Origin of the sequence: Cupriavidus gilardii (assembly GCF_013314895.1) — a bacterium.
Lineage (GTDB): Bacteria > Pseudomonadota > Gammaproteobacteria > Burkholderiales > Burkholderiaceae > Cupriavidus > Cupriavidus gilardii_C.
The window spans coordinates 109,714-136,045 of the sequence record NZ_JABTYE010000007.1 but is presented as its reverse complement, the minus strand read 5'-3'; the positions used below and the strand labels follow the sequence as shown (position 1 = coordinate 136,045).

The 26,332-nt window shown below is 67.6% G+C and carries 26 protein-coding genes; 12 read left to right on the top strand and 14 right to left on the bottom strand.

The annotated features are described in order from the left end of the window. Nucleotides 1–23: 23 nt before the first annotated feature. The 7 genes from HTY53_RS09340 to HTY53_RS09310 form a co-directional block, all read right to left on the bottom strand. On the bottom strand, nt 24–311 hold the full coding sequence (locus tag HTY53_RS09340; protein ID WP_174106211.1) for a FeoA family protein: 288 nt from the start codon (nt 309–311) through the stop codon (nt 24–26). 242 nt (nt 312–553) lie between these two features. Further along, the gene (locus HTY53_RS09335) at nt 554–1,255 is read right to left on the bottom strand and encodes an ABC transporter ATP-binding protein (RefSeq protein ID WP_174106210.1); all 702 of its coding nucleotides are present in this window, start codon (nt 1,253–1,255) and stop codon (nt 554–556) included. Next, nucleotides 1,255–2,031 (bottom strand): high-affinity branched-chain amino acid ABC transporter ATP-binding protein LivG, encoded by a 777-nt coding sequence (livG, locus tag HTY53_RS09330; RefSeq protein WP_174106209.1) that lies wholly within the window; start codon nt 2,029–2,031, stop codon nt 1,255–1,257. The genes HTY53_RS09335 and livG overlap by 1 nt, the downstream gene beginning before the upstream one ends. Next, nucleotides 2,028–3,272: a high-affinity branched-chain amino acid ABC transporter permease LivM gene (locus HTY53_RS09325; RefSeq protein ID WP_371557872.1), complete on the bottom strand. Its 1,245-nt coding sequence runs from the start codon at nt 3,270–3,272 to the stop codon at nt 2,028–2,030. Before HTY53_RS09325 ends, livG begins: the two co-directional genes overlap by 4 nt. Nucleotides 3,273–3,282: 10 nt before the next feature. Continuing rightward, a complete protein-coding gene (livH, locus tag HTY53_RS09320) occupies nt 3,283–4,209 on the bottom strand; it encodes a high-affinity branched-chain amino acid ABC transporter permease LivH (RefSeq protein WP_174106207.1) in 927 nt (308 codons plus the stop codon). A 184-nt stretch (nt 4,210–4,393) separates the two neighbouring features. Continuing rightward, nucleotides 4,394–5,509, bottom strand: a complete 1,116-nt coding sequence (locus HTY53_RS09315; RefSeq protein WP_174106206.1) for a branched-chain amino acid ABC transporter substrate-binding protein — start codon at nt 5,507–5,509, stop codon at nt 4,394–4,396. Between the two features lie 363 nt (nt 5,510–5,872). Then, nucleotides 5,873–6,670, bottom strand: coding sequence for an IclR family transcriptional regulator (locus HTY53_RS09310; RefSeq protein WP_174106205.1), 798 nt, complete (start codon nt 6,668–6,670; stop codon nt 5,873–5,875). A gap of 298 nt (nt 6,671–6,968) precedes the next feature. Between HTY53_RS09310 and HTY53_RS09305 the strand changes: the two genes are divergently transcribed. Genes HTY53_RS09305 through HTY53_RS09295 form a run of 3 tightly spaced genes read left to right on the top strand, consistent with a single transcriptional unit; the run spans nt 6,969 to nt 9,575 of the window. After that, a complete protein-coding gene (locus tag HTY53_RS09305; protein ID WP_174106204.1) occupies nt 6,969–8,216 on the top strand; it encodes a CaiB/BaiF CoA transferase family protein in 1,248 nt (415 codons plus the stop codon). Continuing rightward, on the top strand, nt 8,213–8,806 hold the full coding sequence (locus HTY53_RS09300; RefSeq protein ID WP_174106203.1) for a cysteine dioxygenase: 594 nt from the start codon (nt 8,213–8,215) through the stop codon (nt 8,804–8,806). The genes HTY53_RS09305 and HTY53_RS09300 overlap by 4 nt, the downstream gene beginning before the upstream one ends. Nucleotides 8,807–8,819: 13 nt before the next feature. Then, the gene (locus HTY53_RS09295; protein ID WP_174106202.1) at nt 8,820–9,575 is read left to right on the top strand and encodes an enoyl-CoA hydratase/isomerase family protein; all 756 of its coding nucleotides are present in this window, start codon (nt 8,820–8,822) and stop codon (nt 9,573–9,575) included. Here the strand turns inward: HTY53_RS09295 and HTY53_RS09290 are convergent. Beyond that, nucleotides 9,572–10,483: a LysR substrate-binding domain-containing protein gene (locus tag HTY53_RS09290; RefSeq protein ID WP_174106201.1), complete on the bottom strand. Its 912-nt coding sequence runs from the start codon at nt 10,481–10,483 to the stop codon at nt 9,572–9,574. The two genes, HTY53_RS09295 and HTY53_RS09290, sit on opposite strands and share 4 nt — an antisense overlap. A gap of 176 nt (nt 10,484–10,659) precedes the next feature. Between HTY53_RS09290 and HTY53_RS24760 the strand changes: the two genes are divergently transcribed. Further along, nucleotides 10,660–11,706, top strand: coding sequence for a DnaJ C-terminal domain-containing protein (locus tag HTY53_RS24760; protein ID WP_174106200.1), 1,047 nt, complete (start codon nt 10,660–10,662; stop codon nt 11,704–11,706). A gap of 21 nt (nt 11,707–11,727) precedes the next feature. Here the strand turns inward: HTY53_RS24760 and HTY53_RS09280 are convergent, their stop codons facing one another. Next, nucleotides 11,728–12,708: a tripartite tricarboxylate transporter substrate binding protein gene (locus tag HTY53_RS09280; protein ID WP_174106199.1), complete on the bottom strand. Its 981-nt coding sequence runs from the start codon at nt 12,706–12,708 to the stop codon at nt 11,728–11,730. 260 nt (nt 12,709–12,968) lie between these two features. Here HTY53_RS09280 and HTY53_RS09275 point away from each other — a divergent pair, with 260 nt between their 5' ends. The 6 genes from HTY53_RS09275 (at nt 12,969) to HTY53_RS09250 (ending at nt 18,632) form a co-directional block, all read left to right on the top strand. Beyond that, complete coding sequence (locus HTY53_RS09275; RefSeq protein WP_082928364.1) at nt 12,969–13,205, top strand: hypothetical protein; 237 nt, start codon at nt 12,969–12,971, stop codon at nt 13,203–13,205. Between the two features lie 3 nt (nt 13,206–13,208). After that, entirely contained in the window at nt 13,209–13,799 is a 591-nt protein-coding gene (locus tag HTY53_RS09270; protein WP_174106198.1) for an AAA family ATPase, read from the top strand. Between the two features lie 159 nt (nt 13,800–13,958). Continuing rightward, the gene (locus HTY53_RS09265) at nt 13,959–15,746 is read left to right on the top strand and encodes an acyl-CoA dehydrogenase family protein (RefSeq protein ID WP_174106197.1); all 1,788 of its coding nucleotides are present in this window, start codon (nt 13,959–13,961) and stop codon (nt 15,744–15,746) included. A 173-nt stretch (nt 15,747–15,919) separates the two neighbouring features. Beyond that, a complete protein-coding gene (locus HTY53_RS09260) occupies nt 15,920–16,909 on the top strand; it encodes a Bug family tripartite tricarboxylate transporter substrate binding protein (RefSeq protein ID WP_174106196.1) in 990 nt (329 codons plus the stop codon). Between the two features lie 109 nt (nt 16,910–17,018). After that, entirely contained in the window at nt 17,019–18,155 is a 1,137-nt protein-coding gene (locus tag HTY53_RS09255; RefSeq protein WP_174106291.1) for a CaiB/BaiF CoA transferase family protein, read from the top strand. A gap of 123 nt (nt 18,156–18,278) precedes the next feature. Further along, nucleotides 18,279–18,632 carry a DUF1428 domain-containing protein gene (locus HTY53_RS09250; protein ID WP_174106195.1) on the top strand — a complete coding sequence of 118 codons (354 nt, stop codon included), beginning with the start codon at nt 18,279–18,281 and terminating at the stop codon, nt 18,630–18,632. A gap of 62 nt (nt 18,633–18,694) precedes the next feature. Here the strand turns inward: HTY53_RS09250 and HTY53_RS09245 are convergent, their stop codons facing one another. From HTY53_RS09245 to HTY53_RS09225, 5 genes are all read right to left on the bottom strand, one after another. After that, nucleotides 18,695–18,847 (bottom strand): hypothetical protein, encoded by a 153-nt coding sequence (locus HTY53_RS09245; protein WP_174106194.1) that lies wholly within the window; start codon nt 18,845–18,847, stop codon nt 18,695–18,697. A gap of 8 nt (nt 18,848–18,855) precedes the next feature. Continuing rightward, entirely contained in the window at nt 18,856–20,586 is a 1,731-nt protein-coding gene (locus HTY53_RS09240; RefSeq protein WP_174106193.1) for a lactate permease LctP family transporter, read from the bottom strand. 161 nt (nt 20,587–20,747) lie between these two features. After that, nucleotides 20,748–22,193 carry a LutB/LldF family L-lactate oxidation iron-sulfur protein gene (locus tag HTY53_RS09235; RefSeq protein ID WP_174106192.1) on the bottom strand — a complete coding sequence of 482 codons (1,446 nt, stop codon included), beginning with the start codon at nt 22,191–22,193 and terminating at the stop codon, nt 20,748–20,750. Continuing rightward, complete coding sequence (locus tag HTY53_RS09230; protein ID WP_174106191.1) at nt 22,190–22,933, bottom strand: LutC/YkgG family protein; 744 nt, start codon at nt 22,931–22,933, stop codon at nt 22,190–22,192. Before HTY53_RS09230 ends, HTY53_RS09235 begins: the two co-directional genes overlap by 4 nt. Further along, nucleotides 22,930–23,718, bottom strand: coding sequence for a (Fe-S)-binding protein (locus HTY53_RS09225; RefSeq protein WP_174106190.1), 789 nt, complete (start codon nt 23,716–23,718; stop codon nt 22,930–22,932). Before HTY53_RS09225 ends, HTY53_RS09230 begins: the two co-directional genes overlap by 4 nt. A 184-nt stretch (nt 23,719–23,902) precedes the next feature. Between HTY53_RS09225 and HTY53_RS09220 the strand changes: the two genes are divergently transcribed. Both HTY53_RS09220 and HTY53_RS09215 read left to right on the top strand, forming a co-directional pair. Beyond that, nucleotides 23,903–24,604 carry a FadR/GntR family transcriptional regulator gene (locus tag HTY53_RS09220; RefSeq protein WP_174106189.1) on the top strand — a complete coding sequence of 234 codons (702 nt, stop codon included), beginning with the start codon at nt 23,903–23,905 and terminating at the stop codon, nt 24,602–24,604. A 320-nt stretch (nt 24,605–24,924) separates the two neighbouring features. Beyond that, entirely contained in the window at nt 24,925–26,307 is a 1,383-nt protein-coding gene (locus tag HTY53_RS09215; protein ID WP_174106188.1) for an ethanolamine ammonia-lyase subunit EutB, read from the top strand. The last annotated feature ends 25 nt before the right edge of the window (nt 26,308–26,332 follow it).

Here is a 26,332-nt window from a genome sequence, read left to right as displayed (position 1 = left end):
GGCGTAATTCGAATCGGTCCGCTTCACGCGGTACGAGCGGTATCGGCCGCAGCGGTCGGATTGCCGGTGGCTGCGCCCTCGGGCTGCACCGTCACGCGGGCGGCTTCGGCGCGGCGCAGCGCGAAGCGCGTGCTGCCGACCTGGGCGACCAGCGGGTCCTTGCCGAACGGTCCGAAGGTGATGATCTGCACGGCCTCGCCGGGCACGAAGCCGAGTTCGCGCAGGCGTCGGGCGATGGGATCGTTCGGGGTGCTGTCGTCGACCGACAGTACGATGGCCGCGGTGCGCCGCGGCAAATCTGACAAGCGCATGAGCTTTGGTCCCGCGGGCGGGTTTCCGGCGTGGCGCCGGCACTACCTGACCGCTTGCTTAGTGATGAATCAGCGAGCGTAGATGAGAATCGTTTGCATTGTACTGCATATGATCACGCTCGATGTGCCGTACTGGCGTGGGGTGCCGCAAGAAGAGCGCAAATACTGGGCGAAAAAGAAGAGCGGCCCGGCCAACGCAGCCGTTGCGGGGCTGCGCTGGCCGGGCCGTGTCGTTGCCCCGCTCAGCCGCCCAGATAGGCGCTGCGCACCTGGTCGTTGGCCAGCAGGTTCGCGCCGGTGTCGGCCAGCACCACCTTGCCGGTTTCCAGCACATAGCCGCGGTCGGCTACCTGCAGCGCCTTGTTGGCGTTCTGCTCGACCAGGAACACCGTCACGCCTTCCTCGCGGATGGTGCGGATGATGTCGAAGATCTGCGCGATGATCATCGGTGCGAGACCGAGCGTCGGCTCGTCCAGCAGCAGCAGGCGCGGGCGGCTCATCAGCGCGCGGCCGATCGCCAGCATCTGCTGCTCGCCGCCCGACATCGTGCCGGCGCGCTGCGAGGCGCGCTGCTCCAGCCGCGGGAACAGCTTGAACACATGGGCGATGCCCGCCTCGATCTCGTCGCGCCTGGCGAAGAACGCGCCCATCTTCAGGTTCTCCAGCACGGTCAGGCTGGGGAACACGCGCCGCCCCTCGGGCGAGATCGCCATGCCCATGCGCATGATCTCGTGCGTCGAGCAGCCGGTGATGTCGCGGCCTTCGAACAGCACGCGCCCGCTGGAGGCGCGCGGGCTGCCGCAGATCGTCATTATCAGCGTGGTCTTTCCCGCGCCGTTGCTGCCGATCAGCGTGACGATCTCACCCTGGTTGACCTCGATCGATACGCCACACAACGCCTCGACGGCGCCGTAATGGGTATGGACCTGTTCCAGCTTCAGCATCAGTCCTCTCCCAGGTATGCCTTGATCACGCGCGGGTCGTTGCGCACGTCCTCGGGTTTGCCGATGGTGATCGGGCGGCCGTGCTCCATCACCAGGATGCGGTCGGACACGCCCATCACCAGGCTCATGTCATGCTCGATCAGCAGCACGGCGATGCCGAACTCGCGCCGCAGCTGATCGATCAGCATCTTCAGCTCGGTCTTTTCCTGCGGGTTCAGACCGGCGGCGGGCTCGTCCAGCATCAGCAGGCGCGGCTGCGTGATCATGCAGCGGGCGATCTCGAGCCGGCGCTGATGGCCGTACGACAGCGTGCCGGCCTCGCGGTTGGCTACCGCGCGCAGGCCCATGCGGTCGAGCCATTCGGCGGCGCGCTCCAGCGCCTCGCGCTCGGCGCGGCGATAGGCGGGCGTGGCGAACAGCCCGTGCAGCAGCCCCGCCTTGACGCGGCGATGCTGCGCTACCAGCAGGTTCTCCACCACCGTCAGGTTCTTGAACAGGCGGATGTTCTGGAACGTGCGAACCAGGCCCTGGCGCGCCACGATATGGCTCGGCAGGCCGGCGATGGGCCGGTCATCCAGCATCACCTCGCCCGCGGTGGGCTTGTAGAAGCCGCCGACACAGTTGAAGACGGTGGTCTTCCCCGCGCCGTTCGGGCCGATGATGGCGAACACCTCGTCGTTGCGGACGCTGAAGTCGATGCCGTCCACCGCCAGCAGGCCGCCGAAGCGCATCTGCAGGCCCGACACTTTCAACAGTTCTGTGCTTTGTGCACTCATTGCGGCAACTCCACGTGCGGGCGGCTGGCGGGCAACAGGCCCTGCGGGCGCCACATCATCATCAGCACCATCACCAGGCCGAACAGCAGCATCCGGTATTCGGCGAAGCCGCGCGCGACCTCGGGCAGCACCGTCAGCAGGATCGCGGCGATGATCACGCCCAGCTGCGAGCCCATGCCGCCGAGCACCACCACGGCCAGGATCAGCGCGGACTCGATGAAGGTGAACGATTCGGGATTGACCAGGCCCTGGCGCGCGGCGAAGAACGCGCCGGCCAGTCCCGCGAAGGTCGCGCCCAGCGTGAAGGCCGACAGCTTGATGCGGGTGGGATTCAGACCCAGCGAGCGGCAGGCGATCTCGTCCTCGCGCAGCGCCTCCCAGGCGCGCCCCATCGGCATGCGGATCAGCCGGCTGGTGACGAACAGCGTCACGCCGACCAGCAGCAGCGCCAGCAGGTACAGGAAGATCACCATGTGTTCGCCGCTGTAGTCCAGGCCGAACAGATCGTGGAAGGTGCGGGCGCCATCTTCGCCGGCGCTGCGGGTCATCGGGATGCCGAACACGGTCGGCTTCGGGATGCCATAGATGCCGTCCGGACCGCCGGTCAGGCTGGTCAGATTGTTCAGCAGCTGGCGGATGATCTCGCCGAAGCCCAGCGTGACGATCGCCAGATAGTCGCCGCGCAGGCGCAGCACCGGAAAGCCCAGCAGGAAGCCGAACAGCGCGGCCATGCCGGCCGAGATCGGCAGGCATTCCCAGAACGACAGCCCGAAGGCCTGGTTCAGCAGCGCATAGGTGTAGCCGCCCACCGCGTAGAAGCCGACATAGCCGAGGTCGAGCAGGCCGGCAAAGCCGACCACGATGTTCAGACCCAGGCCCAGCATCACGTAGATCAGCGCCAGCGTGGCCACGTCGACCGCGCCGCGCGAGCCGAAGAACGGCCAGATCAGGCCGACCGCCAGCAGCACCCAGACCGCGGCGCGCTGCTGCCCCGGTGCGAGCGCGGGCAGCGCCGGCAGCTTGACCGCCGAGGTGGTGCGGTGGATCAGCGGCTTGAACAGCTGGAACAGGAACACCGCCGCCACCGCGATCCAGACGGGGCGCCAGTGCGGTTCGAGCACCACGCGATAGCCCTCGAGCTTGAGCTGCAGGCCAAGGATGGGGATCGTCAGGATGGCGGTCAGCACCGCCGCCGAAACGGCGTTCTTCAGCGATTGCGTCATCGAAATGGAGGAGTTCATGGCGCGGTCCTCAGACTTTTTCCACATCCGGCTTGCCGAGCAGGCCGGTGGGACGGAACAGCAGGATCAGCACCAGCAGGGCGAACGCGACCACGTCCTTGTACTCGGCCGGCATATAGCCGGAGGCGAAGGTCTCGGCCAGGCCCAGCAGCACGCCGCCGAGCATCGCGCCCGGAATGCTGCCGATGCCGCCCAGCACGGCGGCCGTGAAGGCCTTGATGCCGGCAACGAAGCCGATGAAGGGGTTCAGCTTGCCGATGCTCAGGCCGATCAGCACGCCGCCCGCGGCGGCCAGCATCGCGCCCAGCACGAAGGTGAAGGAGATCACGCGGTTGGTATCGATGCCCAGCAGATTGGCCATGCGCATGTCCTCGGCGCAGGCGCGGCAGGCGCGGCCCATGCGCGAGTGGCCGATGAACAGCGTCAGCGCGATCATCAGCACCAGCGTCACGCCGACGATCAGCAGGCGCGAATACGGCACGGTCACCGTGAAATCGCCGCCCATCTGGAGTTCGAGTGCGCCGCTGATCAGCACCGGCACCGACACGTCGCGTGCGCCCTGGCCGATCTGCACGTAGTTCTGCAGGAAGATCGACATGCCGATCGCGGAGATCAGGGGCACCAGCCGCGGTCCGCCGCGCAGCGGCCGGTAGGCGACCCGCTCGACCGCGAAGCCGTACAGGCCGGTGACGATCACCGACACCAGCAGCGCGGCGCCGAGCACCAGCGGCAGCGGATAGCCGGCCGCGACCCCGATGGCCGTCAGCGTTACCAGGCCCACATAGGCGCCGATCATGTAGATCTCGCCGTGGGCGAAATTGATCATGCCGATGATGCCGTAGACCATCGTGTAGCCGATGGCGATCAGCGCATAGATCGCACCCAGCGTCAGGCCGTTGACCAGCTGCTGGGTGAATTGAGGTAGGAATTCGTTCATGGGTACGTCCCGTCTGTACTGCACGTCGGCCGGGGGGCGGGCGTGGTCGGCCCGCATCGGTGAAGCCGGCGTGCTGTCGCGGCGGGCCCCTGCCGCGCAGGCAGGGGCGCGATCGAAGCGGCCCGGGATATCAAAACGCCCCGTTCGGCGACGAACGGGGCGTTGGCACGGACCGCGCCGGCGATCAGTTGGCGGCCGTCTTGGTGGCGTCCTTGTGCCAGGTGAAGACAACGAACTTGAACGACTTGAGGTCGCCTTGCGCGTCGTATTCCACCTTGCCGATCGGGGTCTGGAAGGCGTTCTTGTGCATGTACGCCGCGACCTTGGTCGGATCGGTGCTCTTGGCGCCCGCGATCGCGTCGGCAATGATCTTGACGCCCGCGTAGGCCGGCATCTGGAACGGGCCGTTCGGATCGCGCTTCTTGTCGGCAAAGGCCTTGACCAGCGCCGCGTTGGCCGGATCGGCCGAGAAGTCGGCCGGCAGCGTGACCAGCATGCCTTCCGAAGACGGGCCGGCGATCGCGGTGACGTCCTTGTTGCCGACGCCTTCCGGTCCCATGAACGTCGCCTTGACGCCCTGCTCGCGCGCCTGGCGCAGCAGCAGGCCCATTTCCGGGTGATAGCCGCCGAAGTAGACGAAGTCCACGCCCTGCGACTTCAGCTTGGTGATCACCGCCGAGTAGTCCGAATCGCCGGCGTTGATGCCTTCGAACAGCACCACGGGGATCTTGGCCGCTTCCAGGTCCTTGCGCACCGAGGCGGCGATGCCCTGGCCGTACGACTGCTTGTCGTGCAGCACGGCAACCTTCTTGGGCTTGACCTTGCCGATGATGTACTGCGCGGCGGCCGGACCCTGCTGGTCGTCGCGGCCGATCGTGCGGAAGATCATCTTGCGCTTCTTGCCTTCGGTTAGCTGCGGCGCGGTGGCCGACGGCGTGACCATCACGACGCCCTCGTTCTCGTAGATGTCGGCGGCGGGAATGGTCGAGCCCGAGCAGACGTGGCCGATCACATAGCGGATGCCCTGGCTGACGATCTTGTTGGCGACCGCGACGGCCTGCTTGGGTTCGCAGGCATCGTCCATCAGCACGACTTCGAGCTTGTTGCCGCCGGCGCCGCCGGCCGCGTTGATCTGCTCGATGGCGGTCAGCGCGCCCGCCTTGACCATGTCGCCGTACTGCGCGACCGAGCCGCTCATCGGACCCGCGATGGCGATCTTGACGGTTTCCGCTTGCGCGACGGCACCGAAGGTGACCAGCGCGGCGGCGAGAGAAAGGGAGGTAAGACGGGAATGCTTCATTGGGAGCTCCTCGATCGTGTTTGTTCGAATCATCCAGGCGCGGGCCTTGGACGTGCGCAAAATCGAAGAACTCCCCGGCGACTTTGACAGGCTGGTCGGGGCGCGCATGCACGACCGCGGCTCAGGCCTGAAAGGGCACTACATGACCACGTTCTTGTTATTGCGCAGGCCAATCGCCCGCCTGCCCTCCGCACCGGTGAGAACTGGGTAAGTCCGTTCGATGTCGGCCAGGTGGCGGCATTATAAGGTGAATCTACGGGCGGCCTATGCGCGCTGCACCAATCCGGCGCGGTTGTGGCTTCCGCGGAACACTCGGGTGCGCTGGACCCCTGCCAATGGGGGGAATGCGCGCTGGCGCACGGCTCAACGCCCTGCCGTCACCATGCCGCGCGTGGCCAGCGCCAGCGCGCTGTGCCGGTGCCCGCCGCGCAGGCTGGCCGAAATCTCGGCGGCGGCATGCTGGACCATCTCGGCGAAGGTGCGCACCTTCTGCGGCTTGAAGCGTTCCGCCGGCCCGGACAGGCCCACCGCGGCGAATACCTGGCCATGGCCGTCGACGATCGGCGCGGCGACGCCGTGGACCGACTCGCGCCATTCGCCGCGATTGACGGCATAACCCTGCCGCCGCACCTTCTCCATCTCCTGCAGGAAGCGCGCCGGTTCGACGATCGAGTTGGCGGTGGCGCCTTCGAGGGCCGTCGACATCCGCTGCAGCACGACGGTCGGCTGGAATGCCAACATGGCCTTGCCGGTCGCCACGCAGTGCGCCAGCGCGCGGCCGCCGATCTGCGTATAGGCGCGGACCGGATTGAGGCTGTCGATCTTGTGCACGTAGACGACCTCGCCACGGTCGAGCACCGACAGGTGGACGCTTTCGCCGCTGTCGTTCATCAGCCGTTCCATCCATCCTTCGGCGTGACGGCGCAGATCGAGCCGCCCCAGCACCGCGGAGCCCAGCTCCCACAGCTTGATCGAGGCGCTGTAGGTGGCGGTGGCCTCGTCGCGAATCACATAGCGAAGCTCGGTCAGCGCCTGCAGCAGCCGATGGACATTGCTCTTGGCCATGCCGAGCCGGTTGGCGATCTCGGTCAGCCCCAGCGGCCGGTCGCTATGGGCCAGCAGCTCGACGATGCCGAGGCCTTTGATCAGGGTGTTGTTCATGTTTGCTGGTATCGCTGGGCGCTCACGCGGGTTTGCCTTCTCCCCCAGCCCCTCTCCCGCGCGCGAGAGAGGGGAGCGAGGAATCTGGCGACGGACATCTGCCATCGGCGCCCCTCTCCCGCTTGCGGGAGAGGGGCGGGGGAGAGGGCAGCGCCTCCACTGGCGGCGTGTTCTCAAATACGGAACCGTTGTCCCGTATTCCGGCACGTTCATATAATGCCTCGCATGCCCCGCCGCCCGCAAGCCGGCCGCCGGGGCGGCCTTTTGCCAACCGCCACCACCCATCGCTGCCATCGTCATGCCCGATCTGAACGAGAAGGACCTGCCGCTCGCCGGCGTCAAGGTATTGGAGTTCTGCACCGTCGCCGCAGGGCCGTTCTGCGGCATGTTGCTGGCCGACATGGGCGCCGACGTCGTCAAGATCGAGCCGCCCGACGGCGATACGCTGCGGCAATGGCCGCCGATTTCGGCCGGTTTCTCCGAGAACTTCGCCTCGCTGAACCGCAACAAGCGCTCGGTCGTGCTGAACCTGAAGCAGCCGGAAGACGTCGCGCTGGCGCGCCGGCTGATGCTCGAGGCCGACGTGGTGGTCGAGAACAACCGGCCCGGCGTGATGGATCGCCTGGGCCTGGGCTATGCGAGCCTGCGCGAGGACCATCCGGGCCTCGTCTATTGCTCGGTGTCGGCCTACGGCCAGAGCGGGCCGCGCGCCACCGAGGGCGGCTTCGACCTGACGATCCAGGCCGCCGCCGGCGTGATGAGCGTGACCGGCGAGCCGGACGGCGCGCCAGTCAAATGCGGCGTGCCGCTGGCCGACTTTGCATCCGGCCTGTACGGGGCGTTTGCCATCGCCAGCGCGCTGGCCCGTGTGCGGGCAGGCGGCGCCGGCATGCATATCGATGTGCCGATGTATGGCTGCACGCTGGGCATCGCCGCGCTGCAGACCAGCGAGTACTTCGGCACCGGCCGCAGCCCGGCCAAGCTGGGCTCGGCGCATCCGCGCAACGCGCCGTACCAGGCGTTCCGCGCCGCCGACGGTTACTTCGCGATCGCGGCCGGCAACCAGAAGCTGTGGCTGGAAGTCGTGCGCGTGGTGCAGATGCCGGAGCTGGCCGGGGATTCGCGCTTTATCACCACGCGCGATCGCGCCGCCAACCAGACCGCGTTGAAGGATCTGCTGGAGCAGCGCTTTGCCCGCGCCGGCGTCGAGCACTGGATCGCCGCCTTCCAGGCCGCCGGCGTGCCGCATGCGCGCATCAACGACTATGCCGCCGCGTTGCAGGATCCGCAGGTCGAGCATATGCAGTGGGTGCGTCCGCTGACGCTGCCGGGCGGCGTGGCGACGCGGACCTTCGTCTCGCCGCTGCGCCTGGACGGCATGGGTTTGCCGGTGCGCCGGCCGCCGCCTGGGCTTGGCGAGCATACCGAGGCAATTCGCGCCGCTGATGCCGGCGGCGCCGTGCAGGAGCAAAAGCAAGCGCAGGAGCAAACGCAGAAGCAAGCGCAGAAGCAAGCGCAGCAACAAACGCAGGAGAACACGCCATGACCCGCACCATCGAGCCGCTGCGGACCTTCGTCGCCGGCGTCACGTCGCTGATCGAGGGGCCAAACCGCGACGAGGCCGCCTTGCTCGAAGGCACCCGTCCCTTGCTGCAGGCGCTGGTCGCCCGCGACGACTGGCTGCCCGACGCACTGGCGCAGCCGCATCCGACCTATTACCAGCAATACCTGTTGTACGGCGATCCGCTCGATCGCTTCTCGGTGGTCAGCTTCGTCTGGGGTCCGGGCCAGCAGACGCCGGTACACGACCACACGGTGTGGGGCTGGATCGGCGTGCTGCGCGGCGCGGAGATCGACATCCGTTATCGGCGCGATGGCGACGGCATGCACCAGGACGGCGGGGAAACCCGCCTCGAAGCCGGACAGGTGGCGGCGGTGTCGCCTTCGCTGGGCGATATCCACCGCGTGCGCAACGCCTTCGACGACCGCGTCTCCGTCAGCGTCCATCTGTATGGCGGCAATATCGGCCGCATCCGCCGCCATGTCTTCGATCCGGCGACCGGCGCGCCGAAGGAATTCATTTCCGGCTATGCCAACCGCTTCGCGCCGAATCTGTGGGCCGCTCCCGATGTCTGACACGGCGTCGTCGATGCCCAGCCTGGCGCCGCCGCCGCTGCTGGTCGATCGGCAAGGCGATATCACCCGGCTGACGCTGAATCGTCCGCAACGCGGCAACGCCTTGTCGGCGGAACTGGTGCAGGGACTGCACGATGCGGTGCTCGCCTGTCATCGCGATGGCACGCGGCTGCTGCTGATCGAAGGCGCGGGCAAGCACTTCTGCACCGGCTTCGATCTGGGCGACCTCGACAGCGAAACCGACGACACGCTGCTGGCCCGCTTCGTCCGCGTCGAGCTGATGCTGCAGGCCGTCTACACGGCGCCGTTCACCACCGTGGCACGGGTCCAGGGGCGTGCCATGGGCGCCGGCGCCGATCTGGCGGTGGCGTGCGAACAATGCTGGGTCGCCGATGACAGCCGCTTCGCGTTCCCCGGTGCGGCCTTTGGCCTGGTGCTGGGCACGGCGCGGCTTTCTGCCCGCGTGGGTCCCGCGCTCGCGCGCCAATGGATCGGCGCCGGCGCGACGGTCGATGCCGATACGGCGCTCGCTGCGGGCCTGGCCTTGCGACACTTCGAGGTGGACGAACACGGCAAGCCCGACACCGCACTGGAGGTGTTGGCCCGTCAGGCACGCCGCCTCGACAGCGATACGCAGGCCGCGATCCACGCGGCCTCGCGCGTCTCCGATGGCGAACTCGCCAGGCAGCTGGCCGCGCTGGTCCAGTCGGCCGCGCGCCCGGGTTTGCGCGAGCGCATCCGCGCGTATCGCGAGGCGTCGGCGCGCTAGGCGCTGCGCGGCCGCGCGGCCGCTGGCGCAGGAAAGATGCCGACGAAGCGATCGCGTGCGGGATGGTCCGGCGCCGCCTTCCACACGCAATAGACCTCCGACGGCACCGTGCTGTGCTTCAGCGGCCGGAACGCCGCGCCGGCCAGCGCCGAATGCCGCAAGGCCGCCGGCACCACCGCCACGCCCATCCCCTGCGAGACCAGCGACACCACCGACAGCCAGTGGCGGACCTCGTGTCGGATCTGCGGGTAGAAGCCCTCGGCCGCGCACATGTCGACGATGCGCGCGTAGTAATCGGGCGAGGCCTTGCGCGAGAACAGCACGAAGGGCTCGCCGCGCAGTTCGGTCAGCGCGACGGTGCGGCCAGTGTTGCGGCGGGTGGCCAACCGATGGCCGGCCGGCATGCAGCAGACGAAGGGCTCGCTGTGGATCAGCCGCGCGGCCAGCTCGTCCGGCACGCGGCTGGTATGGATGAAGCCGACGTCCAGCTGCCCGTGCAGCAGCGCCTCGATCTGTTCCTGCGAATTGAGCTCGGTCAGCGCGATCTGGATGCCGGGCTGGTCGGCCTCGAACTGCTGCAGCTTCTGCGGCAGGCCCCGATACAGCATCGACCCGACGAAACCGACGCGCAGTCTGCCCACGGCTCCGGCTTCGATCTGCCGGGCCAGCAATCGCGCCTCCTCGGCCTGCGCCAGCAGCGCGGTGGCCGATTCGCGAAAGGCCCGGCCGGCCGCGGTCAGGCGTACCCCCTTGCTGTCGCGCTCGAACAGACGGGCGCCGACCGAGGCTTCGAGCTGCTGGATGTTCAGCGACAGCGGCGGCTGCGAGATCGACAGGCGGCGCGCCGCCCGGCCGAAATGCAGCTCGTCGGCCAGCACGAGGAAATAGCGCAGATGGCGAAACTCCATGACAGGGGGCGGCGTTCGATGACGCCTCGGTGACGGTTGGATGAAGGGTTCGGAAAGCGGGCCTCATTCTATGCCCTACAGTTTGCCCGCGGCATGCCGTTATCCCTTCGATGTGCCGGCTGAACAGGTAGCGCAGCAGCAGTGCCGGCTGCGCCGACGGCGAACACAAGGCCCCCGTGACGCACCATGACCACTACCAGACCCTAGGCGTTGCCCCGACGGCCACGGCGGACGAGATCCGGCAGGCGTATCGGCGGCTGGCCATGCGCTGGCATCCGGACCGCAATCCGGACGATCCGCAGGGCGCGGAAGAGCGGTTCAAGCGATTGCAGCATGCCTTCGCGGTGCTCAAGGATGCCGGCCGCCGGATGGCCTACGATGCCGAGCGCGCCGCGCCGCATGGCAAATCGGCCAACGGGGCGGGCAACGGCGCCGGCAACGGCAGGGGCACCGGCGGCCCGCGTCCCGCGCGCGAAGCCTGGCCCCATGGCGGCCCGCGGCGCCACGGACCGGGCAAGACGGGCGTCGACTATCTGTGCGAGACCAGCATCGCGCTGGAAACGGCCGTGCTGGGCGGCATGGCATCGACCCGGGTCAGGATGACGGTCGATTGCCTGCACTGCGATGCGCGCGGCATCCGCATGATGCCCTGCAAGCCGTGCGGCGGCACCGGACAGGTGCGGCGCGGCCTGTTCAACGCGTACGGCACCTGCGAGCGCTGCGCCGGCCGGGGCGTCGAGCCGGCTGCCTGCGATGCCTGCGGCGGCACCGGCAAGCTCCGCGTCGACAAGGCGCTGCGGGTGCAGATCAAACCTGGGGTGATCGACGGCACGGTGCTGCGAGCCCGTGGCATGGGTGGTGCCGGCATCGACGGCGGCCCCAACGGCAATCTGCTGTGCAAGGTCCGCGTGCGCAAGGACCGCGTGTTCGGCGTAGATGGACTGGACCTGACGCGCGAACTGAAGATCGACTTCGTGCTGGCCTGCCTCGGCGGCCGTGTGCCGGTGGTGCGCTTTCGCAAGACGGTGATGGCCGAGATTCCGGCAATGACGCGCAGCGGTACCGTGATCCGCGTACGCGGCATGGGCCTGCACGACCGCGCGAAACAAAAGACCGGTGATCTGCTGCTGACGGTGGCCATCGATCTGCCGTCGCGGCTGCGCACGCTGACCGAGTCGCAGCAGATGCTGCTGCGCGAACTCGGCCGCGGCGCGGGCGAATGAATCGAACGAGCGGTATGAACCTTATTGGTTCTTCATCGCCTCGGCCAGCCGCTGAATGATCGCCCCCTCGGTCTTGAAGGCCTTCTGCGCATAGGCGGTGTACTGCTCGGGGCCCATGTAGTTGGTCGACATGCCGTACTGCTGCGTCACGGCCAGCAGCTTCGGATCCTTCAGCGCATTGCGGAACGCGGTATCGAGCTTCTTCACGACTTCGGGCTTCATGCCGGCGGGGCCGACGATGCCGAACGGCGAATTGGACCAGACCGGATACCCGATCTCTTTCAGCGTCGGCGCATCGGGGAAGTCCGGCGCGCGCTTTTCGGACAGCACCGCCAGCACGCGCAATTGGCCGTTCTTCACGTAGGGCAGCAGCGTGTTGGTCAGCATCGCGACGTCGCACTGGCCGCCCAGCAGCGAGGTGATGGCCTCGGCGTCGCCCTTGTACGGGACATGCGTCCAGTTCGATTGCGTGATGCGCGCCAGTTCCGAGATCGTCAGATGCTGGCTGCCGTAGATGCCGGTGGTGCCGTAGCTGATGCCGCGGCTGGACGCCTTGGCCTCGGCCACCAGCTCCTGCATGGTCTTCCACTTGGCATCGGTACGGACCGCGACCGCGAAGTTGTAGTCCGCGATCATCGAGATATAGGTCAGATCCTTCAGCGGGTCGTAGCGCATCTTCTGCACGTGCGGCAGACGAAAGATCACCACCGGCGCCATCGTCAGCGTATAGCCGTCGGGCTCGCTGGTCGCCATCTGCGTCGCACCCAGCGTGCCGCTGACCCCAGGCTTGTTCTCGACGATGATCGTTTGGCCGAGCTCCCGTCCGGCGGCGTCGGCCAGTGCCCGGCCGATCTGATCGGTGATGCCGCCGGCCCCGTAGGGCACGATCAGCTTGAGCGGACGGGTGGGAAAGTCCTCGGCGTGCAGGCGTCCGACCGGCATGCCGGCCACACCCGCCACCCAGGCCGCGCCGGCGAGGCGCAGGATTTGGCGTCGTTGCATGTTGTCTCCTTTGTATGGTGTCGATGCGACGTAGGCGATTCGACCACCAGGCTGTCCCGCCCGGCTCGCACGGCTCCGGCCGTGGCGGGACAGTATGCAACGCGTTGCGCATCGGTAGTGAGGGAGGGCGGGTATTTCCCTAGCCCCAGGTCCGCGTGGAAGAAGCACTGCCATTGAGATTGCCGGGTCTGGAGGGCAAAACACGGCCGTGCCCCTGTGCGAAAATAAGCTCCTCTAGCGATTGGCGTGAAGGAGGCAGCATGCGTCCCGTCTCAATAAAGCCCGTTTCGGATGTCTTTAGTACATCGGCAGATTTCGAAAAGGCCATCGCAACGCAAGGTGAAGCCGCGGCTCACAAGCACTTGGCAGAGGGGCGGCCGGTTTACTATGCCAAGCCCGAGTATCCCGGCTTCCTGGTCAAGAAGAACCCGGACGGTAGCGAGCAATTGGTGCGAGTGGATTCGCACGGCAATATTTCGGTCGTACGTGGGCTCTGATCCATGCCACAACTATGGGTCATCGGAGGACCGAACGGCGCAGGAAAGACAACCGTTGCCGACCGCTGGTTTGCCGACCGTATTTCTGTGGTGTCGCCCGACTCCATCGCGGCTCGGCGTGGCGTGACTGCGGTCCAGGCCGGGAAACTCGCCATTGAAGAACAAGAGAAACACCTTGCAGAACAGGAGTCGTTCGCGGTCGACACGACGTTCTCAGGCAAGCGCGAACTAGCGCTGATGCGGGCCGCAAAGGCCGCCGGCTACAAGGTCAATCTGGTCTTCATTGGCGTCCCGGAACCCGATCTGTGCATGGCGAGAATCGTGCAGCGGGTCGCAGACGGTGGACACTGGGTTCCGCCGGACGACGTTCGGCGCCGCCATGCACGAAGCCTGGCCAATTTCGCCGAAGGCTTCGCCATTGCCGACCGAACATTTGTTCTGGATAACGCTGCGCTTCGCCCACGACTGATCCTCTCGTGGGAAAACGGACGAATTCGGCAGCACTCCTGCCGCATACCGCAATGGGCACTCAGCGCATTTCCAGCCGATCTGCTCGGCCGGCTGCACGTGTCTGACTCCTGGAACACGCTGTGAGACCGTCATGGCGGGAGCCGACTGACCGGCCCTCCATATAAAAAACATATCGTCCAAGCCATTCTTAGTATTGGACGCGAATCGCTGTTTCCTCGAACATTCCACCATCCGGCGGGCTACGTCCCGGCCGATATCGAGAAGTGGGAAGAGGAGACAAGCATGCCGAGCAGCGCTGTCCGTCAGGAAAATTCATCGCAACCCATCGCCGCGACGCCCGCCGTGCATCCGGTGCCCGATCAGCATGGCGTCAATCTGTTTGCCAGCGATCCCGATCTGCGCGCGCTGCTGCCGCTGTATCTGCCGGCCGACCTGTACCAGCACCTGTTGCCGCATCTGGACCGGATGGGCGCGCTGGCGGGCGGCGTGCTCGATGCACTGGCCAACACCGCCGACCACCATCCGCCGACGCTGACGCATCGCACGCGCACCGGCATCGATGCGCAGCGCATCGACAAGCATCCCGCCTATGTCGAGCTCGAACGCGTGGCCTTTGCCGAGTTCGGCCTGGCGGCGGTATCGCATCGCGGCGGCGTGCTGGGCTGGCCGCAGCCGATGCCGGCGGCCGCCAAGTACGCACTGACCTATCTGTTCGTGCAGGCCGAGTTCGGCCTGTGCTGCCCGCTTTCGATGACCGATTCGCTGACGCGCACGCTGCGCAAGTTCGGCGATCCGGCGGTGGTCGAGCGCTTCCTGCCGAACCTGACCACGCAGGTGTTCGAGGACCTCTACCAGGGCGCGATGTTCATGACCGAGCAGGGCGCGGGCTCCGACGTGGCTGCGACCGCCACGCGTGCGATTCCCGATCCGGACGCGCAAGGCGGCTGGCGCCTGACCGGCGACAAGTGGTTCTGCTCGAATCCCGACGCCGAGCTGGCGATGGTGCTGGCAAGACCCGATGGCGCGCCGGAGGGCATCAAGGGCGTGTCGCTGTTCCTGTTGCCGCGCCGCCTCGCCGATGGCAGTCCGAACCACTATCGCATCATCCGATTGAAGGACAAGCTCGGCACCCGCTCGATGGCGAGCGGCGAGATCCGTCTCGAAGGCGCGCACGCATGGCTGGTCGGCGAACCTGGCCGCGGCTTCGTGCAGATGGCCGACATGATCAACAACTCGCGGTTGTCCAACGGCGTGCGCGCCGCCGGGCTGATGCGCCGGGCGTTGTCGGAAGGACTGTTTATCGCGCGCGAACGGCGTGCCTTCGGCAAGCGGCTGATCGACATGCCGCTGATGCGGCGCCAGCTGCTGAAGCTGACGCTGCCGACCGAGCAGGCGCGCACGATGGTGTTCCAGACCGCCGAGGCACTGCGCCGCGCCGATGCGGGCGAGGCCGACGCCTATCCGCTGATGCGCATCCTGACCCCGCTAATCAAGTTCCGCGCCTGCCGCGACGCGCGCAAGGTCACCGGCGATGCCATGGAGATGCGCGGCGGCTGCGGCTACATCGAGGAATGGAGCGATCCGCGGCTGGTGCGCGACGCCCACCTGGGTTCGATCTGGGAAGGCACCAGCAATATCGTCGCACTCGACGTGCTGCGCGCGATCCGGCGCGAGGGCGCCTTGCCCGTGCTGCGGGCCCATCTGCAATCGCTGCTGGCGCAGACGCCGATGCATGCCAACGCGCGCGCGGCGTTCGACAGCGCGCTGGAACGCGCCTGCGGGCTGGCGGCCGATGCCGGGCGAACCGATGCCGCCGGTGATGTGCTGGCCCGCCAGGCCGCGTCCGCGCTGTATCACGTCACCAGCGCGGTGGCGATGGCGTGGGAAGCGGGCCGCATCGGCTCGGTGCGGCGCATGCGCCTGGCGCAGCTGGTGCTGATCCACCTCGTGCTGCCGCGCGATCCGCTCGCGGGCGGCGCCGAGCCGGACTGGCTGGCGGACACCGTGGCGCCAGCGGCCGAAGGCGCGGTGCAGCCGGCCGGGGCGGTCGATCAGGTCGATCTGTTCTGAAGATCCGCGGACCGACCCGCCGCGAGGCGCATGCCTTCGCGACGCATCCCAACGAAATGCACAACGCGGCAAGCCACGCAGCAAGTCCACGCAACAAGCCACGCAACAAGCAATCCCACAAGCGCCCGGGACGACGAATCCCGACGGCGCATGGCCCGACAAGGAGACACGAGATGACCCCCTGGCAACGTATCGCGGCGCTGGCTGCCGCTTCCACGCTGACGCTGTGCGCCGGCATTGCACCCGCCTTCGCGCAGAAGGACTATCCATCCAAGCCGATCATGATGGTGGTGACCTACCCGCCGGGAGGCCCGACCGATGCGATGGCGCGCACGCTGGCCGCCTCGCTGAAGAACACGCTCGGCCAGCCGGTGGTTGTCGAGAACCGTGCCGGTGCCGGCGGCAATATCGGTGCGGAAGCGGTCGCCCGCGCCGAACCCGATGGCTACACGCTGATGTTCGGCACCTCGGCGCCGCTGGCGATCAACGTCAGCCTCTATCGCAAGATCAACTACGACCCGGTCAAGAGCTTCACGCCGGTGATCCAGATCGGCCATCTGCCTAACGTGCTGGTTGTCAATCCTTCGGTGCCGGCGAAGAACGTCTCAGAGCTGATCGCCTATGCCAAGGCCAATCCCGGCAAGCTGACCTATGCCTCGTCGGGCAACGGCGCGTCGTCGCATCTGGCCGGCGTGCTGTTCAACAACCTGGCCGGCACCGACTTCCAGCACATTCCGTACAAGGGCACCGGTCCGGCGCTGAACGATCTGCTGGGCGGCCAGGTCAGCATGACCTTCACCGACGTGCTGACCGCGCTGCCTTTCATCAAGAGCGGCAAGCTGCGCGCGCTCGGCGTGACCACCAGCGAACGCTCGCAGGCACTGCCCGATGTGCCGACCGTCGCGGAGCAGGGCGTTGCCGGCTTCGACGTGTCCGTGTTCTTCGGCGTGGTGGCGCCGGCCGGCACGCCGAAGGAAGTCATCGGCAAGCTCAATGCCGCCTTCGCCGATGCGCTGAAGCAGCCGGAGGTCCGCAAGACGCTCCAGGGACAGGGGCTCGAATTCGCTCCCTCGACCCGACCCGAGCAATTGGGCGGCTTCATCAAGGCCGAGGTCGCCAAATGGCGTGCGGTGGTGCAGAAGTCCGGCGCACAGCTCGACTGACGACACCGACGACACCGACGATACCGACGATACCGACGATACCGACGATACCGACGACACGGACGGCGATGACAACGATGGCAATGACGGCAGCCAGCAAGGGAATCCGATGATGCAAGCAAGCACCGGCGCGCTCGCCGGCATCCGCGTGGTCGACCTGTCTCGCATCCTGGGCGGCCCGTACTGCGGGCAGATCCTCGGTGACCACGGCGCCGATGTGCTGAAGGTCGAACCGCCGCAGGGCGACGACACGCGGACCTGGGGTCCGCCGTTCAAGGACGGCGTGGCGTCCTACTACTTCGGTCTGAACCGCAACAAGCGCGTGATGCGGCTCGATCTGACGGTGCCGGCGCAGCGCGACGTATTGCTCGCGCTGCTGGCCGACGCCGATGTGCTGATCGAGAACTTCAAGACCGGGACCATGGAGAAATGGGGCCTGGGCTACGAAACGCTGTCGGCGCGCTTCCCGCGCCTGGTGCACTGCCGCGTGTCGGGCTTCGGCGCCGACGGACCGCTCGGCGGCCTGCCGGGCTACGATGCCGCGATCCAGGCGATGGCGGGCATCATGAGCATCAATGGCGAGGCAGACGGCGAAGCGCTGCGCGTCGGCTTGCCGGTGGTCGACATGGTGACCGGCCTGAACGCCGCGCTCGGCGTACTGCTGGCCCTGCAGGAACGCGAGCGCAGCGGCCGCGGCCAGTTCGTCGAGGCGGCGCTGTACGACTCCGGGCTGTCGCTGCTGCATCCGCACGCGGCCAACTGGTTCATGAGCGGAAAGGCGCCGCAGCGCACCGGCAACGCCCATCCGAACATCTATCCCTACGACACGGTGGCCACGGCCACCGATCCGATCTTTCTCGCGGTCGGCAACGATCGGCAGTTCCGCATCCTGTGCCAGCATCTTGGCGTGGCCGCGATGGCCGACGACGCGCGCTATGCGACGGCCGGGGCACGCTCGGTCAATCGGTCCGCGCTGAAGGCCGAGCTGGAGGCGCTGTTGAGCACGCGCGACGGCAAGGCGCTGGCCGACGCGCTGGTCCAGGCAGGCGTGCCGTGCGCTCCGGTGCTGTCCGTCCCGGATGCATTGCAGCATCCGCACACCGCCCATCGCGAGATGGTCGTCGAAATGGAAGGCGGCTATCGCGGACTGGGGGCACCGGTGAAGCTGTCGCGCACGCCGGCGACCTATCGCTTCGCGCCGTTGGCCGAGGGCGACGCCTTCCTACCGCGGGAGGGGGAGGGCTAGGCGCTGTCCACTTTGGACATCGAGGATCTTGCACTATCGTATCGAGACGCATTCCGAGCGTGAGGCTGCGCCACCCGGCGCGGACATGAGCGCCGGTGCCAATCGATTCCCAAGGAGACCACCATGTCCTATGTCGACGGATTTGTCATTGCCGTGCCCACCGCCAATCGCGAGGCCTACCGTGAAATGGCCCAGAAGGCCGCGCAGGTGTTCAAGGAGTACGGCGCCCTGAAGGTCTACGAATGCTGGGGCGACGATGTGCCCGAGGGCAAGGTCACGTCGTTCACGATGGCGGTCCAGCGCAAGGACGACGAGTCTGTCGTGTTCTCGTGGATCGAGTGGCCGTCACGCGAGAAGCGGGACGAGGGCATGAAGGCTGCAATGGCCGACCCCCGGCTGGCGAACGACATGCAGAACATGCCGTTCGACGGTCAGCGGATGATCTATGGCGGATTCGAGCCGATCGTCCAGGCCTGAGCGGACAGGCAAGTAAGGAACTGGCCGTCCGCCGTGTCAGGCGGATGGCCCACCGCCGCCAATTATTTGGCGAGCAAACGGACGCGCTTGGCGTCCATCTGCTCCAGCCGGGTCTCGACTGCACCGACTCGGACCTCCAACGCATCGAGTCGGGATCCGAAGCGATCCAGCCTTCTGTCGACGGCGTCAAGCCGCCCGGTCAGCCGCTTGTCCATCTCGACAATCAGCCCGGAATCATCCCCGTCAACCAATACGCCTGCACCATCGTGATGATCCCGACGATCACCGCGAACAGCAGGCTGTGCTTGACCGTGAAGCGGAACAGCTCCGATTCGCGGCCCACCAGTCCGGTCGCCGCGCACGCCACCGCGATCGACTGCGGCGAGATCATCTTGCCGGTCACGCCGCCGGTGGTATTGGCGGCCACCAGCAGCGTGTCCGAGACGCCGATCTGATGCGCGGTCGTGCTCTGCAGCGAGCAGAACAGCGCGTTCGACGAGGTATCGGAGCCGGTCAGGAACACGCCGAGCCAGCCGAGGAACGGCGAGAAGAAGGGGAAGGCCGCGCCGGTGCCGGCCAGCAGCAGCGCGAGCGTCGACGACATGCCCGAGTAGTTGGCGACGAAGGCGAAAGCCAGCACCAGTCCGATCGACAGGATGGGCCGGCGCAGCTCGAGCAGCGTCTCGCCGAAGGTCGCCAGCAGCGCGCGCGGGGACATGCGCAGCAGCACGGCGGAGATCAGCGCGGTCAGCAGGATCGCGGTGCCGACGGCGGACAGCAGGTCGATCTTCAGCACGGCATCGTAGGCCTTGGGCTCGGCGACGATCGGCGCGGTTTTGATGACCAGCTTGTCGAGCCAGGGCACCGAGAACTTCAGTACCGTGCCCGCCAGCGCGCCGCCCTGCGCGAACAGCGCCTTGAACGGCTGCAGGCTCCAGACCGTGACGATCGCCGTCAGGATGCCGAACGGCGCCCAGGCGCGGATGGTTTGCGCGAGCGTGTACGGCGAGGCCTTGCGCTGGTTGCGCGGGTCCTTGGCGCCGATCGTCGGGAAACCGCCCATGTCGCCGAAGCCGCCGAGCGCCGCGGCGCCGCCGTGACCGGCACGCACCGATGCCTCGGCCGCCCGCGTTGCGCTGCGCGGTTGCCACACCTTCAGGAACGCCGACAGCGACACCAGGCTGACAAGCGCCGACGTGATGTCCGGCAGTTCCGGCCCGATATGGTTGGCGGTGAAGTATTGCGTCACGGCGAAGCTGGCGCCGGTGACCAGCGCGGCCGGCCACGTCTCGCGCACGCCCTTGACGCCGTCCATCATGAACACCAGCCAGAACGGCACTGCCAGCGACAGCAGTGGCAATTGCCGGCCGGCCATCGCGCCGATATGGAAGGGGTCGATGCCGGTGACCTGCCCGGCCACGATGATCGGGATCCCCATCGCGCCGAAGGCCACCGGCGCGGTATTGGCGATCAGGCACAGGCCCGCTGCGTAGAGCGGATTGAAGCCCAGGCCCACCAGCAGTGCGGCGGTGATCGCCACCGGCGCGCCGAATCCGGCCGCGCCCTCGAGGAAGGCACCGAAGGCGAAGCCGATCAGCAGCACCTGCAGCCGCTGGTCGTCGGTGATCGCCAGCACCGAGGCGCGAATCACATCGAACTGGCCGGTCTTGACGACGATCTTGTACAGGAACACCGCGGTGACGATGATCCAGGCGATCGGCCACAGGCCGTACAGGAAGCCGTAGCCCGCCGATGCGAGCGCCTGCGGCACCGGCATGCCGTAGCCGGCGATCGCCACGGCCAGCGCGAGTGCCAGCGTGATCGCGGCGGCCACATGGCCCTTCATGCGCAGCACCGCCAGCGCGACGAAAAAGAACAGGATGGGAATGGCGGCCGCCAGCGAGGACAGCCACAGGCTGCCCAGCGGCGTATAGACCTGTTGCCAGGTTTGCATATCGGTCTCCTCCGAGGGATGCGAGTCTAGAAAGGGAAAATTGGGCTTGTCGCAGTGCTGACCACGTCGGCGGTCACCATGGCGTGGTTCCCGCGTACGCGGGAATCCAGCGTTTTCAGAAGCTGCTGGGCCCCCGCCGGCGCGGGGACGACAGACGCTTGCTATTCCGGCTGTCCGCGCTCGCGCAGCAGATCGGCCAGGCTGCGCGCGGCTGGCCGCAAGGGCTCGCGGTGGTCGGTCCACCCCATCTGGCGCGATGGCGTGAAGGCCCGCAGCCGCGTCGCGGCCCAGCGGAACAGCCGGTACAGGCGCGGATGCGCGAACGCGCCGCGCCAGAAGCGCCAGATCAGCTGCTCGCCGCGGCTGTAGCGCGCGCCCTGGCCGCGCAGGGGGTGCTGTACCGCCTCGTCGGGATTGCGGTTGGCCTCGGTGCGCAGCCGGATCAGCAACTGCGGAATCGGGATCCGCACAGGGCAGACCTCGCCGCAGGCCCCGCACAGGCTCGAGGCGGTCGGCAGATCGGCGGTGGCATCCAGCCCCAGCAGATGCGGCGAGATGATCTTGCCGATCGGGCCCGGATAGGTGGTGCCGTAGGCGTGCCCGCCGATGCGGGTATAGACCGGGCAATGGTTCATGCAGGCGCCGCACCGGATGCACTGCAGCGTCGCGCGCAATTGCGCGTCGGCGTAGGCCTGGGTGCGTCCGTTGTCGAGCAGCACCACGTGCATCTCGCGCGGACCGTCCAGTTCGCCGGCGCGACGGGGCCCGGTGATCAGGTTGAAGTAAGTGGTGATCGCTTGCCCGGTGGCCGAGCGGGTCAGCAGCGTGGCGAGCGGCACGATATGGTCCAGGCTCGCCACCACCTTCTCGATGCCCATGATGGCGATATGCACCGGAGGCACGGTGGTCGACAGCCGGCCATTGCCCTCGTTCTCCACCAGCCACAGCGTGCCGGTGTCGGCGGCGGCAAAGTTGACACCGGACAGGCCGATATCGGCATCGACAAAGGCCTGCCGCAGGGCGCGGCGGCCCGCCTGGATCAGCGTGTCGACGTCCTCCGTGTACGGCGTGTCGGGGATATGCTGCTCGAACAGCGCGCCGATATCGCCGCGCGTCTTGTGGATCGCCGGCATCACGATATGCGAGGGCCCCTCGCCGGCCAGCTGGACGATGTATTCGCCCATATCGGATTCGAGGCTGCGGATGCCGCGATCGGCCAGGTAATGGTTCAGCGCGATTTCCTCGCTGGCCATCGACTTGCCCTTGATCACGCTGCGGGCCCCATGGCGCTGCGCAATGCCCGCGATGATGGCGTTGGCCTCGTCGGGCGTCTGCGCCCAGTGGACCTGCACGCCGGCTTCGGTCAGCTTCGCTTCCAGTTGCTCCAGCAGCTCGGGCAGATGCGCCAGCGCGTGCTGGCGCACCGCCTCGCCCAGATCGCGCAGCGCCTGCAGTTCGTCGCCGTCGGGAAACTGGATTGCGCGCTTGTTCTGCAGGAAGTCCATCGCGCCGCGAAAGCTGCTGCGCAGCTTGGCATCGTCGAGCGCGGCGCGTGCCCGCGCCTTGAAATCGGCCGCCGGCACGAAATGCATCGGGCTCGCGCTCATGCGGATTCTCCTGCTGCGCGGGGCGACGAGGCATTCGCCTCGCCGCCACGCTCGACGATGAACACCCACAGCCGGCGCGGTCCATGCGCGCCGTAGGCCAGCGTCTGCTGGATGTCGGAAGTCTTGGACGGACCGGAGATCAGCACGAGATTGGTCGGCATGCCGGCCTGCCAGCGTTCGGCGCGCATGGCGGCGTGCAGGTCGGCGTGCAACGTATCGGTGTAAACGAGCGCCACATGCAGCGGCGGGACCAGCGAGACGGTGCGCGGGGCGTGTGCATCCGGGACGATCACCAGCGTGCCGGTGCCGGCGATGCCTGAGCGCGCCACCGTGAAGCCGGCGTCGACGGTGTCGAACAGCTCTTGCTTCCAGTCCTCGATCGGACGCTGGTAGCCGACGGCTTCGACGGTCGAAGGCAGACAGCCGGCCAAGGCGGCGCCCTCGGCGCCTTCCGGATCGAACAGCAGACGGCGCACACCCGCGGCCGCCAGGCGTTCGGCGAGCAGCGCGGGCCAGGCCGCCTCGTCGGTGCGCCACACTTCGGCGTGCGCGGCCTGCAAGGCGTTGTGCATCTGCTCGGCGAGGGTGGTGGAGTCGGCTGCCGGCTGCATTGCCCGGCGACCGTCGAAATGCACATCGATGCGCCGGCTCAGCGTTGGCGCCGTCACGTGCTCGTTGGCAGCGGGGGCGGCGGCGCGCAGCCGTTCGAGAATGCGCGTGCGGGCGTTGTCGGCGATCATCGCTGCTTCTCCGTGGCGGCGAGACGGCGCCACAGGAACGTGGCCATGTGTTCGACCTTGAGTCCGAGCGCCTGCCGGCGCGCCGCGTGGCCGATATTGAGCAGGCAGCCGCAATCGGCCGAGACCAGCGTGTCGCAGCCGGTGGCACAGGCGGAGGCGACCTTGTCCTGCACCATTGCGCCGGAGATGTCCGGATGCTTGAGCGAGAAGGTGCCGCCGAACCCGCAGCACTCGGATTCGCGCTCGTGTTCCACCCTGGTAACACCGGGCAGCGCGTCGATCAGTTCGACGCCGTGAACGCGCGTGCCCATCTCGCGGCGGGCCGCGCACGAGGTATGCAGCACGACGGTTTCAGGCTTCGCGGACGCCGGCGCCGGGGCGTCGGGAAAACGAACCTTCAAGACGCGCAGCAGGAATTCGCTCAGTTCGAACACGCGCTCGGACAGCGCCTGCGCCTTGGCGGCAGCCTCGGCATCGTCCTCGAACAGCTTGGGCCAGTGATGGCGCATCATGCCGGCGCAGGAGCCGGACGGCACCACGATCGGCCAGGGCTCGGCGAACAGATCGAGCTGCGCGCGCGCGACGGCGCGGGCCTGCTCGGGGTTGCCGCTGCTGTAGGCCGGCTGGCCACAGCAGCTCTGCCCGCGCGGGAAATGCACGGTAAGCCCTTCGCGTTCCAGCAGGCGGACGGCGTCCAGGCCGGCTTGCGGCACGAACAGGTCGACCAGGCAGGTCGCGAACAGGTACACCTCGGCGGGCGCCGTGGGGTATTGCCTCGGATTCATGTCTCGCTCCGGAGTTGGCCCGCCTGCAATGGCGGACTCGGTGGCATGCGCGTGCTGTCGGCACTCGATTCGCGCTCGGTGGGCGCTCGGTGGGCGCTCGGTTGGCGGCATAATTCCCGCTCCGGCGGCAAGGTTCAAATTGGTTGGACCAGTTCGTGGGGCGGCATGGCGAAGGGAGAAGACGATGGCGGCAGGCATGCGCGAGCGCGGCCGGGTAGAAGAGGTGATGCGCAAGGTCGAGACCGCGCTGCTGGACGGCACCTGGCCGGCCGGCACGCGCCTGCCGGCCGAGCGCGTTCTGGCCGAGACCTACGGCGTGGCCCGCAATACGGTGCGGGAGGCGACCCAGCGGCTCGCCGCCCGCGGCCTGCTGCAGAGCCGGCGCGGCGCCGGCGTGTTCGTCACCGAGCAGCTGCGCAGCGGCATCGCGTCGCCGTGGCGCCAGCTGGTGGCCGATCATCCGGCCCTGCGCGAGGACATCCTGGAATTTCGCCGCGTGCTCGAGGGCGCCACCGCCTATTTCGCCGCGCTACGTGCGGACACGCAGGACCTGCGGCGGATCCGCGCCTTGTTGGACCAGTTGGAGCGCGCCCGGAGCCAGAACGACAAGCTCGCCGAAGCCGACGCCGACGCGCAACTGCACGAGGCGATCGCGCTGGCCTCGCACAACACGATGTTCCTGCACCTGCATACCAGCGTGATCGGCATGCTGCGCGAGCACATCACGACCAATGGCACCGGCCTGCGCGAGCAGGACATCGAGGCCTCCCAGCAATTGCTGCTGCAGCACCGGACGCTGTGCGCGGCGATCCTGGCGCGGCGTCCCGAAGAGGCCCGCACGGCGATGCAGGCGCATATCGACTACGTGCGTAGTCGGGCAGAGTAGCAGCTGCCCGGCCGGGATGATGTCCGGCTGCGCTGCGGTGCCGGCCCGCAGAAACGGGTACGCCCCCGCGATCCGCTGCCGAGACGCGCCGCGAAAAGCGAGGACAAAAGCCTGTTCAGCCGGGTATCCGCTGCCAACCAGCGCCTCGCCGCCGTGGCAGCGATGGTACGCAGAAACGGGTACGCCCCAACGTCCGAGCTGGCCCACAACGACCGCCTTTCCGCTTGTGCCAGGTTTGCGCGCTATATTCCGGACCAGAGGCCTGGCTGCCGTGCCGAGCCGCGCGGTAGCCAGGCCACCGCTCCATGCCGGAGGACTAGATGGCGTTTACTGAGACGATCGGCGCGCGGCGCTACACGTTCGCGGACCTGAAAACCCTGCTGGCCAAGGCCAGTCCGGCGCGCTCCGGCGACCAGCTGGCCGGTCTCGCAGCCGACACCGAGGAAGAACGGATGGCCGCGCGGATGGCGCTGGCCGACCTGCCGCTGTCGCGCTTCCTGAACGAGGCGCTGATTCCGTACGAAAGCGACGAGGTCACGCGCCTGATCGTCGATCGCCACGACGCCGACGCCTTCGCCGAGATCGCCGCGCTGACGGTCGGCGAATTCCGCAACTGGCTGCTGCTGCATGAAACCGACGGCGCGGTGCTGGCGCGCGTGGCGCCGGGCATCACCCCCGAGATGGCAGCCGCGGTCAGCAAGCTGATGCGCAATCAGGACCTGATCGCGGTGGCGCGCAAATGTCGGGTGGTCACGCGCTTTCGCGACACGATCGGGCTGCCGGGCCGGCTGTCGGTGCGTCTGCAGCCAAACCATCCCACCGACGACCCAAAGGGCATCGCTGCCTCGATCATCGATGGCCTGTTCTACGGCTGCGGCGATGCCACCATCGGCATCAATCCGGCCGGGGACAACCTCGCGTCGATCGTGGCCCTGCTGCGGCTGATCGACGAACTGCGCGAGCGGCACGACGTGCCGACGCAGTCGTGCGTGCTGACCCATGTCACCAATACGCTGCGCGCGATCGAGCAGGGCGCGCCGGTCGACCTGGTGTTCCAGTCGATCGCCGGCAGCGAGCAGGCCAACGCCAGTTTCGGCATCGATCTGGCGTTGCTGGCCGAAGCCCGCGCCGCGGCGCTGTCGCTGGGCCGCGGCGCGGTCGGCGACAACCTGATGTATTTCGAGACCGGGCAGGGCAGCGCGCTGTCGGCCAACGCCCACCACGGCGTCGACCAGCAGACGATGGAGGCGCGCGCCTATGCGGTCGCGCGCGCGTTCTCGCCGCTGCTGGTCAATACCGTGGTCGGCTTTATCGGGCCGGAGTACCTGTACGACGGCAAGCAGATCGTGCGCGCAGGACTCGAGGACCATTTCTGCGGCAAGCTGCTCGGCGTGCCGATGGGCTGCGACATCTGCTACACGAACCACGCCGAGGCGGATCAGGACGATATGGACACGCTGCTGACGCTGTTCGGCGTGGCCGGCGTCAATTTCATCATGGGCGTGCCGGGCGCGGACGACATCATGCTGAACTACCAGAGCACTGCGTTCCACGATGCGTTGTACCTGCGCGAGACGCTGGGTCTGAAGCCGGCGCCCGAGTTCGAGGCATGGCTGCAGCGCACCGGCATCTTCGGCGGTGACGGCAGGCTGGTCGAGCCGGCCGAGCGGCAGCCCTTGCTGCAGCTGGCGCACGATCTGTAAGCGATTCGGGCCCCTCCAGGCCCTT

Coding starts and splice junctions, on each gene's coding strand:
- livH (WP_174106207.1), bottom strand. CDS start 4,209: ATGAACGAATTCCTACCTCAATTCACCCAGCAGCTGGTCAACGGCCTG.
- HTY53_RS09305 (WP_174106204.1), top strand. CDS start 6,969: ATGCCCGATCTGAACGAGAAGGACCTGCCGCTCGCCGGCGTCAAGGTA.
- HTY53_RS09245 (WP_174106194.1), bottom strand. CDS start 18,847: ATGGACAAGCGGCTGACCGGGCGGCTTGACGCCGTCGACAGAAGGCTG.
- HTY53_RS09225 (WP_174106190.1), bottom strand. CDS start 23,718: ATGAATCCGAGGCAATACCCCACGGCGCCCGCCGAGGTGTACCTGTTC.
- HTY53_RS09260 (WP_174106196.1), top strand. CDS start 15,920: ATGACCCCCTGGCAACGTATCGCGGCGCTGGCTGCCGCTTCCACGCTG.
- HTY53_RS09215 (WP_174106188.1), top strand. CDS start 24,925: ATGGCGTTTACTGAGACGATCGGCGCGCGGCGCTACACGTTCGCGGAC.
- HTY53_RS09250 (WP_174106195.1), top strand. CDS start 18,279: ATGTCCTATGTCGACGGATTTGTCATTGCCGTGCCCACCGCCAATCGC.
- HTY53_RS09340 (WP_174106211.1), bottom strand. CDS start 311: ATGCGCTTGTCAGATTTGCCGCGGCGCACCGCGGCCATCGTACTGTCG.
- HTY53_RS09270 (WP_174106198.1), top strand. CDS start 13,209: ATGCCACAACTATGGGTCATCGGAGGACCGAACGGCGCAGGAAAGACA.
- HTY53_RS09275 (WP_082928364.1), top strand. CDS start 12,969: ATGCGTCCCGTCTCAATAAAGCCCGTTTCGGATGTCTTTAGTACATCG.
- HTY53_RS09280 (WP_174106199.1), bottom strand. CDS start 12,708: ATGCAACGACGCCAAATCCTGCGCCTCGCCGGCGCGGCCTGGGTGGCG.
- HTY53_RS09240 (WP_174106193.1), bottom strand. CDS start 20,586: ATGCAAACCTGGCAACAGGTCTATACGCCGCTGGGCAGCCTGTGGCTG.
- HTY53_RS09335 (WP_174106210.1), bottom strand. CDS start 1,255: ATGCTGAAGCTGGAACAGGTCCATACCCATTACGGCGCCGTCGAGGCG.
- HTY53_RS09235 (WP_174106192.1), bottom strand. CDS start 22,193: ATGAGCGCGAGCCCGATGCATTTCGTGCCGGCGGCCGATTTCAAGGCG.
- HTY53_RS09315 (WP_174106206.1), bottom strand. CDS start 5,509: ATGAAGCATTCCCGTCTTACCTCCCTTTCTCTCGCCGCCGCGCTGGTC.
- livG (WP_174106209.1), bottom strand. CDS start 2,031: ATGAGTGCACAAAGCACAGAACTGTTGAAAGTGTCGGGCCTGCAGATG.
- HTY53_RS09220 (WP_174106189.1), top strand. CDS start 23,903: ATGGCGGCAGGCATGCGCGAGCGCGGCCGGGTAGAAGAGGTGATGCGC.
- HTY53_RS09290 (WP_174106201.1), bottom strand. CDS start 10,483: ATGGAGTTTCGCCATCTGCGCTATTTCCTCGTGCTGGCCGACGAGCTG.
- HTY53_RS09230 (WP_174106191.1), bottom strand. CDS start 22,933: ATGATCGCCGACAACGCCCGCACGCGCATTCTCGAACGGCTGCGCGCC.
- HTY53_RS09295 (WP_174106202.1), top strand. CDS start 8,820: ATGCCCAGCCTGGCGCCGCCGCCGCTGCTGGTCGATCGGCAAGGCGAT.
- HTY53_RS09265 (WP_174106197.1), top strand. CDS start 13,959: ATGCCGAGCAGCGCTGTCCGTCAGGAAAATTCATCGCAACCCATCGCC.
- HTY53_RS09325 (WP_371557872.1), bottom strand. CDS start 3,272: ATGAACTCCTCCATTTCGATGACGCAATCGCTGAAGAACGCCGTTTCG.
- HTY53_RS09255 (WP_174106291.1), top strand. CDS start 17,019: ATGATGCAAGCAAGCACCGGCGCGCTCGCCGGCATCCGCGTGGTCGAC.
- HTY53_RS09300 (WP_174106203.1), top strand. CDS start 8,213: ATGACCCGCACCATCGAGCCGCTGCGGACCTTCGTCGCCGGCGTCACG.
- HTY53_RS09310 (WP_174106205.1), bottom strand. CDS start 6,670: ATGAACAACACCCTGATCAAAGGCCTCGGCATCGTCGAGCTGCTGGCC.